Genomic DNA, 12,566 nt, shown 5'->3' on the forward strand with positions numbered 1-12,566 from the left:
AGGTGCGGGAAGGAGTTCAAGGATGTTTATGAAAATAAAGTACTGCTGTGATATATCTGATTATATGTTTCATATGAAAACAGTAAAAGAGCTCTTTATAACTTAAAATGTGAAGAAAATGCGAGATCCATTATCCATGAATTTATTATGAAAAATGGGGAGGCATCCCAACACCGACAGCTTTAAACTAAAACTGTTGCTATGATAACAATAATATTGATTGTGAAAAAGCATAATTCATTAAATGTTGCGTATTTGCAAGGTGGAGGAGATTTCATGACAATCTTTACAAAAAACGACTATCTTGTAAAAATAGTCGATATTGACCAATTTTGTGTATACGGGCCAATATTGATCTAAGGAAATATGAAATATAATGCATAGGATTTTGCTTCTATAGGCAATTACACTTATCAAAATATATTATGTAGAAAAGCGATGGGAATACGGTAAATAACTGTTTGTGTTGTGGTACATCAAAAAGGGTTCTTTATCTCCTATTAAGAAGATTTTTTGATAAAAAATAACATTTGTTTTCTATAAAGGGTTACTCTTTTCAAGCTGTTTGAGGTGGTAAATTGCTTCTAAAGCTTGTTTAGGGGAGAGTTCATCGGGATGGATATTTTTTAAAGCTTCGTGAAGTACACAATGTTTGTTTTTTGCTTCACTGACGGGAGATGTTGCTTTAAGAGAAAAGAGTGGTAAATCATCAATGAGTTTATGTCCTTTTCCAGCCATTTCGCCTTGTTCTAATTGATGGAGTACATCTGTTGCTCGTGTAATAACGGTTGGGGGAAGTCCAGCAAGCTTTGCGACTTGTACACCATAGGAACGGTCAGCAGCTCCTGGTGTGACCTCATGAAGAAAAACTACATCACCATCCCAATTTTTGACTTTCATGGTTACATTATGCAGTCTGTCAAGTTTTTCGGTAAGTGCGGTCATTTCATGAAAATGGGTAGCGAGAATAGCACGACAATGGTTAACTTCATGGAGATATTCAACAGCAGCCCAAGCAATAGAAAGTCCATCAAAGGTTGAGGTTCCACGTCCTATTTCATCAAGAATAACAAGGGAATGATGGCTAGCATGATTGAGAATCGTTGCTGTTTCAACCATTTCCATCATAAAGGTTGAGCGCCCCCGTGCAAGATCATCGGAAGCTCCAACGCGACTAAATAGGCGATCAACGATACCAATATGTGCTGAAGTCGCTGGAACGAAGGACCCCATTTGCGCCATAATAGCAATGAGAGCATTTTGCCGCAAAAAAGTTGATTTTCCTCCCATATTAGGCCCTGTCAACAGCCAGATTGCTGCATATTGCTGATTTTCTTGCACAGAGAGATCACAATTATTGGCAATAAAAGGTTCTGCTGCTTGTTTGCGGAGTGCTTGCTCGACGACAGGATGGCGTCCTGCTGTAATATGAAAGGTAAGTGAAAGATCAATTTTAGGGCGGCAATATCCTTGTTCTTCAGCAAGATATGCTAAAGCGACAGAGACATCTAAAATAGCAAGTGCTTCAGAGGCTTTACGAATAAAATCAACTTGTTCGGTAATTTCCTGAACGAGAATATCAAAAATCTCTAGTTCAAGTGTCAATGCGTGATTGGCAGCGTGGGCAATACGGCTTTCAAGGTCAGCAAGCTCTGTTGTCGTAAAACGCATAGCGTTTGCCATTGTTTGCCGATGAATAAAACGTGCTTTAGCTTGTGGATTATTTGTAAGGGCAGATGCTTGTGTGCTGGTTACTTCAATGAAATAACCTAGAATATTATTATGCTTTATTTTAAGAGTCTTAATATCTGTTTCTTGGGCATATTGCGCTTGAAGTTCAGCAATGACACGGCGCGATTCATCACGTAAATCACGCATTTCATCGAGCTCTTTATGATAATTAGAACGAATAAAACCACCATCACGTTTAAGGAGTGGGAGATCATCAGCTAATGTTTGTTCTAAATGAAAGTACAACGCTGTGGGTAAGTTTGAGAACACCTGTTGTACATCACTTATTTCTTGAGGCAGAAGCTCATTATTAAGAAGTTGATGCAATTCACGAATGATTTCAAAGCCACGCTGGATTGTTGCCATATCACGGGGACCTCCTCGTCCAAGAGCCAAACGTGAAACGGCGCGGGGCATATCTGGTCCCCCCTTTAAAATAAGCTTTATCGCTTCTGCAAGAGAAGGATTACGTAGAAAAAAATCGATAGAATCCAAACGCGTATCAATAGCTGAAGGAGTTGTGAGGGGAGCAATAAGGCGGTCAATAAGAAGGCGTGATCCTCCTCCTGTTACAGTGCGATCAATAGCTTTTAATAAACTTCCATCCCGTTGACCTGATGTCGTTCGAATAAGTTCAAGGCTTAGTCTGGTTGCAGCATCAATAAAAAGAGTTGCACTTTCATTTTGTCGCTCAGGCTGCATGAGGGGAGGGCGATGCGTGATTTGTGTTTTTTCGATATAACGAATAGCAGCTACAATTGCAGAGAGTTCACAGCGTGAATAATCGGCAACGCCTTCAAGAGTTGAGAGTTTAAAATAATTGCAAATATCGCGTTCAGCGGTGAGTGCATCAAAGAGACAAGCAGGTTGAGGTGAAACGATACGATCAAGAACACTAAAAAGTGACTTGTGAGATTTATCATGAAAAAATGAATCAGAAACAATGATTTCTTGTGGATCCACACGCATAATATCTGCTAAAAGTTTTTCTTGGCGGCTCTCTATTACACGAAATATGCCTGTTGAGATATCAATCCAAGAAAGAGCAAATTCCTCTCCATCGCTAGTTTTTATACGGGAAAGTGTCATCAAATAATTTGCGCGTGTTGGATCAAGGAGTTTTTCTTCTGTTATCGTTCCAGGGGTTACAAGGCGAACAACATCACGCCGAACAACAGATTTTGAGCCCCGTTTTTTTGCCTCAGCAGGATCTTCTGTTTGTTCACAAACAGCAACGCGATAACCACAAGAAATCAGTTTTTGCAAATAATCATCTGCCGCATGAACGGGAACACCACACATAGGAATATCTTGTCCTAAATGTTTTCCACGTGCTGTGAGTGTGATTCCTAAAGCCTGAGCAGCTTCAATCGCATCATTAAAAAATAATTCATAAAAATCCCCCATTCGGTAAAAGAGAAGGGAATCATGATGGACGGCTTTGATTTCTATGTACTGCTCCATCATAGGTGTAAGACGTTCTTGAGAGGAAGCAGATGGGGAGGCAGGCTGTGGAATTAAATTATTTTTATGATTGTTTTTTTTATCCATTTGTACGAGGCCTGTTTCCTTTAAGTGAAGTTTTTACTCTTTTTTGTTTACTTCAATATCTATTTATCTCTAAATTGCAACGCATCATCAGATTTGCTAAGGCAAGAATAGCGATTTCTAATATATGAATCAAATTTAATGACTATACGCATTATCAAGCAAAATTTACACTGTTTTTGGAGAAAATAAAGTGAGATGAAAAAGAGCGAGCAGGATCAGAAAATGTCTCAAACTGTTTACAGTGCGAGCGAAAGAGAAGCTCTAGATTTTCATAGTCGTGGTCGACCAGGAAAGCTTGAGATTATTGCAACAAAGTCTATGGCAACACAGCATGATTTAGCACTTGCTTATTCACCAGGTGTTGCAGTTCCAGTTAAGGCAATTGCTCAAAATCCAGCGCTAGCTTATGATTATACAGCAAAAGGTAATCTTGTTGCTGTTATTTCAAATGGAACCGCTATTTTAGGGTTAGGCAACTTAGGGGCACTTGCCTCTAAGCCGGTCATGGAAGGCAAAGCAGTGTTGTTTAAGCGTTTTGCGGATATTGATTCCATTGATTTAGAAATTGATATAAACGATACAGAAAATTTTATCAATTTGGTGCGCCATTTAGAACCTTCTTTTGGTGGAATTAATCTTGAAGACATTAAGGCGCCAGAGTGCTTTATGATTGAAAGCCGTCTACGCGAGGTGATGAATATACCTGTTTTTCACGATGATCAACACGGTACAGCGATTATTGTTGCTGCGGGTGTTCTCAATGCTTTGACTTTAACAGGGCGCGATATGCAAAATACGCGGTTAGTCTGTAATGGTGCTGGTTCTGCAGGGATTGCTTGTATTGAATTGATTAAAGCGATGGGCTTTCGTTCCGAAAATATCATATTATGTGACACAAAGGGTGTGGTCTATGAAGGCCGCAAAGAGGGAATGAATCAGTGGAAATCTGCGCATGCTATTCAAACAGATAAACGTACGCTTATGGAAGCAATGGAAGGTGCAGATATATTTTTTGGGGTTTCTGCTAAAGGTGCTCTTACTCCTGAAATGGTAAGATCCATGGCACCCCAGCCGATCATTTTTGCTATGGCTAATCCCGATCCAGAAATTACGCCGGAAGAGGTTATGAAAGTGCGTCATGATGCCATTGTCGCAACAGGACGTTCCGATTATCCAAATCAGATTAATAATGTTCTTTGTTTTCCTTATATATTTCGTGGTGCGCTTGATGTGCGTGCAAGAGTTATTAATGAAGACATGAAGATTGCTGCGGCAAAGGCTCTTGCTAATTTAGCGCATGAAGAAGTGCCTGACAGCGTTGCAGAAGCTTATCATGGAAAGCGATTAAAGTTTGGTCCTAACTATATCATCCCTGTTCCTTTTGATCCGCGTTTATTTACGGTTGTTTCAATAGCGGTAGCAAAAGCAGCAATGGAAAGCGGTGTTGCGCAAAAGAACATAGATGATTTAGAGGCCTATGAGCGCGATTTGAATGCGAGACGTGATCCTACTTCCTCGATGATGCGTGGGGTTTATAACCATGTTCGTCAAGCGCCAAAACAAATTGTCTTTGCAGAAGGTGAAGAAGAGCAAGTTATGCGGGCAGCCGTTTCCTATGTTCATCAAAAATTGGGACAAGCGATTTTGGTTGGTCGTGAAGAGCAAGTAAGAGAAGCGGCTGTTATCGCTGGAATTGATCTGGAGCGTGAAGGTATTTCTATTATGAATGCTAAGCTTTCTTGCCGTACAGATGCTTATGCGAATTATCTTTATAAAAAAATGCAGCGTCAAGGTTGGCTGTTGCGTGATTGTCATCGTCGTATCAATAATGATCGCAATTATTTTGCTGCGTGTATGGTGGCACTAGGAGATGCTGATGCAATGGTTACAGGGGTGACACGCAATTATGAAACAGCGTTGATCGATATACGTCGTGCAATTGATGAAAAACCAAAAGAACGATTGATTGGTATTTCAATGGCTATTTGCCGTGGACGAATTGTGTTTATTACGGATACAGCCGTTTATGAAAATCCTAATGCTGAAGAACTTGCAGATATAGCGGAACAAGCAGCTTCATTTGTGCGAGGATTTGGATATCAACCACGGGTAGCATTTTTAGCATTTTCTACATTTGGTTATATGAAAGGGAAGACGACGCAGCAAATTCAGGATGCGATTAATATTTTGCATGAACGCAAAGTTGATTTTGAGTTTGATGGAGAAATGAGTGCTGATGTGGCACTCAATTCCAAATTGATGCAGCAATATCCATTTATGGGATTAACGGAGCCTGCTAACATTTTGGTTATGCCTGGATATCACGCATCTTCCATTGCAAGCAAAATGTTACAAGAACTCGGTGAAGCAACCATCATTGGTCCTATTTTAATTGGATTGGAAAAATCTGTCCAAATTGTACCGTTTAGTGGAAGCGATACAGATGTTGTCAATATTGCAATGCTTGCGGCTTATCATGCCGCAAAAGTCGTCTAAAGGAAAAAAGCCCCTAATATACCAATAATATATCAAGGGGCTTTTTGATAGCAAAAAAATAAATTTTTAAGAGGGCTGTATTTGATTGTCTTTTTGTTCTTCAGAAAGACGCTTTTGGAAGAGTGCTGCAAAATCAATAGGATCAATCCACAAAGGTGGAAAACCACCACTTTGAGTAGCATCAGATATAATTTGGCGAGCAAATGGAAATAAAAGACGGGGACATTCAATAAAGACCAGTGGCATAACATGTTCTTGTGGAATGTTTTTAAGGTGGAAAACACCACCGTAAATAAGTTCTACATGAAACAAGGTTTCAGTTTCATCATTGGCTTTGACGGAGAGAGACAAAACGACATCGTAATTGTCATCACCAATTGGGTTAGCATTGACGTTAATATTGATATCAATTTGTGGTGATTTTTCACGTGCACGCAATGAACGAGGAGCACCAGGGTTTTCGAATGATAAATCTTTTAAATATTGAGTTAATACAGCAAAAACCGGCTCTCCACCACTGTTATTCATTTCACCTTCGGCCATACGACAAACCTCTCTCATTATAATATATATATTTATTTTAGATCTAAAGACCAGATTGGTTATCACGCCTTGCAAAAGGTTGCAAGAAATGCACTCTTTATCTTGAATATTTTTTTAGTTTGTTACAGATTTTTTAGGCATTTCAATGGTTATCATCATTTTTGCGCCATGGAGATTCTGTCGTATCATGAATTGTGTAATCTTCTGCTTTAAGATCAATTATTTTTTCAGAGTTATTTTTTCTTCTAGTATTGGGATTCATTTTGTTTTTTAATGATGCAAAGAAATGCCAAGCAACAGAGCGAATTGGTTTAATAAGAAGTAATATTCCCAAGAGATCAGTGACAAAGCCGGGAAGAATAAGTAAAATTGCACTAAACATGATGAAAGCATCATTAATAATATTATTCTCTAATGTGCGTTCTTGGATAAGTTCATTTTGTATATTTTTTAAAAGGCTAATCCCTTGAATTCGCAATAAAACAACCCCAGCTATGGTTGTGAGAATAACCAAACTCAAGGTTGCCAAAATACCAATTTCTTGACCAACAAAGATAAAACCAGCAATCTCGATTAAAAGAATGCAAAGAAAGATAACAACAAAAAAACGAGGATTTATAGAATAAAGTTTTATCACATGAAAGTTTCCTTCTGGATGAGTAGGGGGAGAAATTCTTAAGAGAACTCCGTTTAAATACAAAATCTATAAAAATATTTGAATGATAAGATTCCTTATTTTACATATTTATTGATAAATGGTATTGACTGCAATGTTTATTAGAGACTTAAGCTTTGGAGATTGACAGCGCCTATGGAATTTGACGTTATACTTGTCATAGCTCTTGTTGTTATGGTTGTTATTTTTGTGCAACTCCGTAATGTATTAGGGAAACGAATTGGGTTTGAAAAGCCACCCTTTGATCCTTATTCACGACGTTCTAAAAAACAAGTTGAAGCAGAAACGGCTGATAATATTGTTTCGTTCCCTCATCAGAAAAATTCACAAAAAGACGACTTTAGTGAAATTGATAAAATTTCACCGGAAGGGAGTGTTTTGAATAAAAATTTGCGGGAATTGCATAGAATTGATCCTCATTTTTCTCCTCAACTTTTTATAAAAGGTGCACAAATTGCGTATGAAATGATTGTAATAGCTTTTGCCAAAGGTGATCGCAATCAACTTAAAAGCTTGCTTTGTCAGGATGTTTTTGAGAGCTTTTGTACGGCTATTGAGCAACGAGAAAAAAATAAAGAAAGAATAGAATTCACTTTTGTTGGAATTAATAAGATCGAATTTGTTGCGGCGGCAATACAAGAAAAAGATGAACTTTTAACGATACGTATTGTCAGTGAGATGATTTCTGTTACTTATAATGAACAGGGCGAGCGTATAGACGGTGATCCTGATGCTATTGTAGAAATCAGGGATATTTGGACTTTTGTTCGCAATAGTTTATCGTCAGATCCCAACTGGAAGCTTTTTGCTACAGAAAATGAAAATTAAAATACTTTTTGTTTTTCTTCCATAAGCATTCAATGATTTATGAGAAATTAAAATGTCCTCAAGTAAATGGAGACAAAAAATAGATTTATTGGCTCCACAAGATCGTCTTTTATGGGAGATGGTTTGTCGTACGATAACACCGCTTCACGGTAAGATGCTCTCTTCTGCTTCAGAAATTATTGCAAATATTAATGATAAAAAACAGCCTGTAACTCAAATCTCCTCATTGTCTCAGGAAAATCAACAATCCTCGACAATTATTAAAAGAGAAAAGAGGTCAGTTACACAAGCACAAAAGATTCATTTCTTTGATCATGTTGCATATCGTAAAATTTCCCAAGGTCGTTGTCCTCTTGAGGCGCGTCTTGATCTCCATGGTTATATGCAGGAAGAAGCTTATTTTTTATTAAAAAAATTTCTACAGTCCTCTCAGCAGAGAGGATTGCGTTATGTCCTTGTGATTACAGGAAAAGGACGATCCGTTGGGAGCGATGGAGCTTTGTATAGATTTGTTCCGTATTGGTTATCAACACCAGCTTTTCGATATTATGTCCACGCGTTTGAGCAAGCAGCGCGTCAGCATGGCGGAGAAGGTGCGCTTTATGTTTGGTTGCGCCGTTTTGTGTCGGGAGAAGGAAAGTGATGTTATTGTGGTCGCTCTAGATTTTATATTTATTTATACTTATAATTTATTGTTTTTGTATATTTCGTAAGAGCCTTGAATACAATATTCCCTTCTTTATAATTTTTTATAAAAAATTATAAAGATATTATTTTACATTCTACGTATTGCTTCACGCTTTTGTTTTTCGCATTCTTTAACGGGGCACATCCCTCACGCAAAACAGAATGACATTGAATTACATATATTCACAGGCTTGTTTTAAAGAAACATCTCTTAACGCTCCCAAGCCTATTTTGCGACGGCATTCGTGAAGAGTATAACGATAAATCCATGAAGCACCCCCTATCTTTATACTTAATAAAAGAGCAAGCTGGCATCATCATACACTTTGCCATCTCCCAATGTTGCAACAACCCTTTAAGTCCTTGGCACTTGAAAGCATTTATAAGAGGCATGCTTTTCTTTAAGTGTTTTTAACTCTCTACAGTTCTCATCTCGCTCGTGACGCCCAAACGAAAGATTTTGATTGATTCAATATAATAGGACTTAAAATGAGAGAGATATAGATGGATCTCATTCAGGTTGCAAAGCAATAAATTATTTTTATAAACCACAGCATTACTCTATTAAATACACGAAGAATAAAAACATGAGAAATTGAGAAACGATCTTATTCAAAAGATGTCGCTATGGATAGTGTTAAAAGCAGTACAACTAAATTAAAGAAAATTATGAAAATAAACAGTAATATAACTTTACAACACACAGCTGCGCAATAGCACCAAAAGATACAGTTTCGTTGAATAGTTTCATGAAGAAATTTTTTCATTCATTAAAAGCTCCATCAAATTTCTTTCTCATAATAATCCGATAATTAAAATTTAATAACGAAGCGCAGAAGGCGTAGAATATGAGATTCTACCGTGGGTATTATACTCTTATCCGACGTCTTTCAGATATTGGTTGAAATGCTAGCTTAGCATGAAAGGCACAATAGGGGCTATTTTCATCAGAATCTGCACCACAAAAATGAAAATCTGCTGATAATGGATCGCCAACCGGCCATCTACATGTATTTTCACTCAATTGTAGAAGATTAAGTTGACGTGATATAGGCACAACGACATTGGATTTTGTGGACATATCAACTTCTTTTACATCTTCCACTACAAATTCTGTCTTTAAAGCTGTTTCTTCAATACTTACAGATGATGTGTTTATTGGCGATACCGTGGATGTGTTACGACGCACACGTGGAGATGATGGACTGCTGCTTCCCACGGGAGTTTTTTGCGCACGCGTGCTTCCTTGTGCTGTCTTACCACGTCCTGGTAACTTTAATCGATGTACTTTGCCGATGACTGCATTTCTACTGACCCCACCTAATTGAGCAGCAATTTGACTTGCACTTAACCCTTCACTCCAAAGCTTTTTAAGAAGCTCAACGCGTTCACATGTCCAACCCATACCAGCACTCCATTCCGATTACGTCACTAAGATGCTCTCCCCCGTTGCATCTTCAAATGTTTAAATAATGTTTCATTACGCTGAATGAAAGAACTTTACACTCTACGTGAGCATAAAAAAATCATCCAACCTGTGGATTTACAAATCAAAACACATCATCTTGCTTATTATATTGTAAATTACAATATGCACTCACTCTATGACAAGAGTCTTTACCTCTTGAAGAGTTTATTTAGAATGTTTTCCCCAACTTGCAAATCAATCATAGGTTAAACTTTCACTTTTGTTTAAGGCTTTTTCCCAAAATGCTTATTTGTAGAACCCTCATTGACTTTTTTTCAATTGGTGTAATGATCTATTCTATAGGTGTAATCACTAATCGTAATGCAATGTTGAAAGCACCGTAACGAAATATACCATGCTGTTTTATTTGTAGTGTTGCTTTGTATATATATTGAAAAGACTAAAATATAAAGGGAATTATGATGGATGTCGTCTCTATACAACCACTTTATGAATGCTTCGCACGACGAAATTTGCATTTTGAACAAGGGCATGATGTATGGCTTATTTCCGATAAAGGAGAACATTATCTTGATTTCACATCTGGTATTGCTGTTAACGCATTAGGGTATTCACATCCAAAATTAGTTGATACGCTCAAAATACAAGCTGAAAAACTTTGGCATGTTTCTAATATTTTTCAATCTCCTGAACAAGCATCTTTTGCCACGCGGCTTTGTGCAAATAGTTTTGCGGATAAGGTTTTTTTCTGCAATTCAGGTACTGAAGCATTGGAGTGCGCATTCAAAACGGCACGCCATTATTACTATGCTGCTGGTCATTCAGAACGCATTGAAATAATTACTTTTGAAGGGGCATTTCATGGACGTACACTTGCTGCACTTGCTGCGACTGGGTATGAAAAATATCTTGAAGGCTTTGGACCTAAAGCTGGTGGATTTATTCAAGTACCTTTTTGTGATGAAGTCGCTTTGTGTAACGCTATTAATAAAAATACCGCCGCTATTCTTATTGAACCTATTCAAGGAGAAGGAGGAATACGAACGGTCCCTCATGAATATTTAAGATTTTTGCGCAAAATATGCGATGATAATGGTCTGTTATTGATTTTAGATGAAGTCCAAACGGGTATAGGACGAACAGGAAAGCTTTTTGCTTATGAATGGAGTGATATCACGCCTGATATTCTTACCCTCGCAAAAGGATTAGGAGGGGGATTTCCATTAGGTGCTTGCCTTGCAACGGATAAAGTTGCAAAAAGCATGACACTTGGGACACATGGCTCAACCTTTGGAGGAAATCTTCTTGGAATGGCTGTAGGAAATAGTGTTTTTGATGTTTTGTTAGAGCCAAGTTTTCTCGACCATGTTCAGCGTATGGGGGATAAACTAAAAAGTGGACTTTTGTATATTCTCAGTATCTATCCTGATATTATCTGCGCAGTTCAGGGGATGGGGCTTATGTTGGGTATTCAGTGTATTGTACCTTCAAATCTTATCGTTAATGCTTTGGAAAATGAATATCTCTTAAGCGTTGCAGCCAACAACAACGTTGTGCGCTTATTGCCTCCTCTTATCATTAGGGAAGAAGAAATAGATGAAAGTTTACATCGTATTGAAAAAGCAATAGCTTATCTTTCGCAAGTAAACAAAGAAAGACAAATATCACACACATGACAAATGCTCTTCGTCATTTCACGGACTTATCCATTTTAACGCCAGCAATAGCACGTGCACTGATCGATTATGCAAAGATCCTTAAAGCATCTTTTAAAGCAGGAAAAGATTCAAAACCTTTTATAGGTAAAACACTTGCGATGATTTTTGAAAAACCATCCACACGAACCCGTATTTCATTCGATATCAGTATGCGCCAGCTTGGCGGAGATACAATCATGCTCACAGGTTCAGAGATGCAACTTGGTCATAGTGAAACCATAGCTGATACGGCGCGCGTTTTATCCCGTTTTGTGGATATAGTGATATTACGAACAACGAAACACCAACGTATGCTCGAATTGGCACAATATGCACAAATTCCTGTCATTAATGCTCTTACAGATGATACACATCCTTGCCAAATTCTAGCAGATATCTTAACCTATGAGGAGCATCGGGGGCCTATTTCTGGTAAAATATTTGCGTGGATGGGGGATGGTAATAATGTGCTCCATTCCTTAATTGAAGCCGCAGCTCTTTTTGATTTTCATTTGCGTATTGCTACTCCAAAGGGCAGTGAACCACAGGAGAAATTTATACATTGGGCACGTGAACGAGGAGCGCATCTTACACTAACCCATGATCCCCAAAAAGCGGCTCAAGATGCTGATTGTATTATGACCGATACATGGGTCTCCATGGGACAAGAATTTCGTGCTCGCAGTCATTCTATTTTTCAGCCTTATCAAGTCAATGAATCTCTCATGAAATTAGCAAAATCTGATGCTCTTTTTATGCATTGTCTTCCTGCTCATCGTGGTGAAGAAGTGGTTGATTCTGTGATTGATGGACCGCACTCCGTTGTTTTCGATGAGGCTGAAAATCGTCTTCATGCTCAAAAAGCAATTCTTTCTTGGTGTTTACAAGATGCGTTTTTCTCTCCACAATAGCCTCCCTACAATAAATT

9 protein-coding genes and 1 pseudogene are annotated in these 12,566 nt (G+C 38.1%); 5 read left to right on the plus strand and 5 right to left on the minus strand.

Annotated elements, in window-relative coordinates; genetic code table 11:
* Positions 1–537: 537 nt before the first annotated feature.
* On the minus strand, positions 538–3,282 hold the full coding sequence (gene mutS, locus ACFIMX_RS00810; protein ID WP_375693898.1) for a DNA mismatch repair protein MutS: 2,745 nt from the start codon (positions 3,280–3,282) through the stop codon (positions 538–540).
* Between the two features lie 195 nt (positions 3,283–3,477).
* Here mutS and ACFIMX_RS00815 point away from each other — a divergent pair, with 195 nt between their 5' ends.
* Positions 3,478–5,778 (plus strand): NADP-dependent malic enzyme, encoded by a 2,301-nt coding sequence (locus tag ACFIMX_RS00815; protein WP_375693899.1) that lies wholly within the window; start codon positions 3,478–3,480, stop codon positions 5,776–5,778.
* A gap of 66 nt (positions 5,779–5,844) precedes the next feature.
* On the opposite strand, the gene secB is transcribed toward ACFIMX_RS00815, so the two are convergent.
* Positions 5,845–6,321, minus strand: coding sequence for a protein-export chaperone SecB (secB, locus tag ACFIMX_RS00820; RefSeq protein WP_375617527.1), 477 nt, complete (start codon positions 6,319–6,321; stop codon positions 5,845–5,847).
* Between the two features lie 142 nt (positions 6,322–6,463).
* Entirely contained in the window at positions 6,464–6,958 is a 495-nt protein-coding gene (locus tag ACFIMX_RS00825; RefSeq protein ID WP_375617528.1) for an FxsA family protein, read from the minus strand.
* 174 nt (positions 6,959–7,132) lie between these two features.
* Between ACFIMX_RS00825 and ACFIMX_RS00830 the strand changes: the two genes are divergently transcribed.
* Together ACFIMX_RS00830 and ACFIMX_RS00835 are read left to right on the plus strand one after the other, a co-directional pair.
* Positions 7,133–7,825 (plus strand): Tim44/TimA family putative adaptor protein, encoded by a 693-nt coding sequence (locus tag ACFIMX_RS00830; protein WP_375617567.1) that lies wholly within the window; start codon positions 7,133–7,135, stop codon positions 7,823–7,825.
* A 52-nt stretch (positions 7,826–7,877) separates the two neighbouring features.
* A complete protein-coding gene (locus tag ACFIMX_RS00835; RefSeq protein WP_375639523.1) occupies positions 7,878–8,468 on the plus strand; it encodes a Smr/MutS family protein in 591 nt (196 codons plus the stop codon).
* Between the two features lie 135 nt (positions 8,469–8,603).
* Here the strand turns inward: ACFIMX_RS00835 and ACFIMX_RS00840 are convergent.
* Positions 8,604–8,852 (minus strand): annotated as a pseudogene (locus tag ACFIMX_RS00840) (Arm DNA-binding domain-containing protein); the annotation flags it as partial.
* Positions 8,853–9,380: 528 nt separating this feature from the next.
* The gene (locus ACFIMX_RS00845; protein ID WP_375617530.1) at positions 9,381–9,917 is read right to left on the minus strand and encodes a GcrA family cell cycle regulator; all 537 of its coding nucleotides are present in this window, start codon (positions 9,915–9,917) and stop codon (positions 9,381–9,383) included.
* A gap of 485 nt (positions 9,918–10,402) precedes the next feature.
* Between ACFIMX_RS00845 and ACFIMX_RS00850 the strand changes: the two genes are divergently transcribed.
* Both ACFIMX_RS00850 and argF read left to right on the plus strand, forming a co-directional pair.
* Positions 10,403–11,617 (plus strand): aspartate aminotransferase family protein, encoded by a 1,215-nt coding sequence (locus tag ACFIMX_RS00850; protein ID WP_375693909.1) that lies wholly within the window; start codon positions 10,403–10,405, stop codon positions 11,615–11,617.
* Positions 11,614–12,549 carry an ornithine carbamoyltransferase gene (argF, locus tag ACFIMX_RS00855; protein WP_375617531.1) on the plus strand — a complete coding sequence of 312 codons (936 nt, stop codon included), beginning with the start codon at positions 11,614–11,616 and terminating at the stop codon, positions 12,547–12,549. The genes ACFIMX_RS00850 and argF overlap by 4 nt, the downstream gene beginning before the upstream one ends.
* Positions 12,550–12,566 lie beyond the last annotated feature (17 nt).

The sequence above is a fragment of the Bartonella sp. AD24XZML genome, assembly GCF_042196485.1.
Taxonomy (GTDB): Bacteria; Pseudomonadota; Alphaproteobacteria; order Rhizobiales; family Rhizobiaceae; genus Bartonella.

Coding starts and splice junctions, on each gene's coding strand:
- mutS (WP_375693898.1), bottom strand. CDS start 3,282: ATGGATAAAAAAAACAATCATAAAAATAATTTAATTCCACAGCCTGCC.
- ACFIMX_RS00815 (WP_375693899.1), top strand. CDS start 3,478: ATGAAAAAGAGCGAGCAGGATCAGAAAATGTCTCAAACTGTTTACAGT.
- secB (WP_375617527.1), bottom strand. CDS start 6,321: ATGGCCGAAGGTGAAATGAATAACAGTGGTGGAGAGCCGGTTTTTGCT.
- ACFIMX_RS00830 (WP_375617567.1), top strand. CDS start 7,133: ATGGAATTTGACGTTATACTTGTCATAGCTCTTGTTGTTATGGTTGTT.
- ACFIMX_RS00835 (WP_375639523.1), top strand. CDS start 7,878: ATGTCCTCAAGTAAATGGAGACAAAAAATAGATTTATTGGCTCCACAA.
- ACFIMX_RS00845 (WP_375617530.1), bottom strand. CDS start 9,917: ATGGGTTGGACATGTGAACGCGTTGAGCTTCTTAAAAAGCTTTGGAGT.
- ACFIMX_RS00850 (WP_375693909.1), top strand. CDS start 10,403: ATGGATGTCGTCTCTATACAACCACTTTATGAATGCTTCGCACGACGA.
- argF (WP_375617531.1), top strand. CDS start 11,614: ATGACAAATGCTCTTCGTCATTTCACGGACTTATCCATTTTAACGCCA.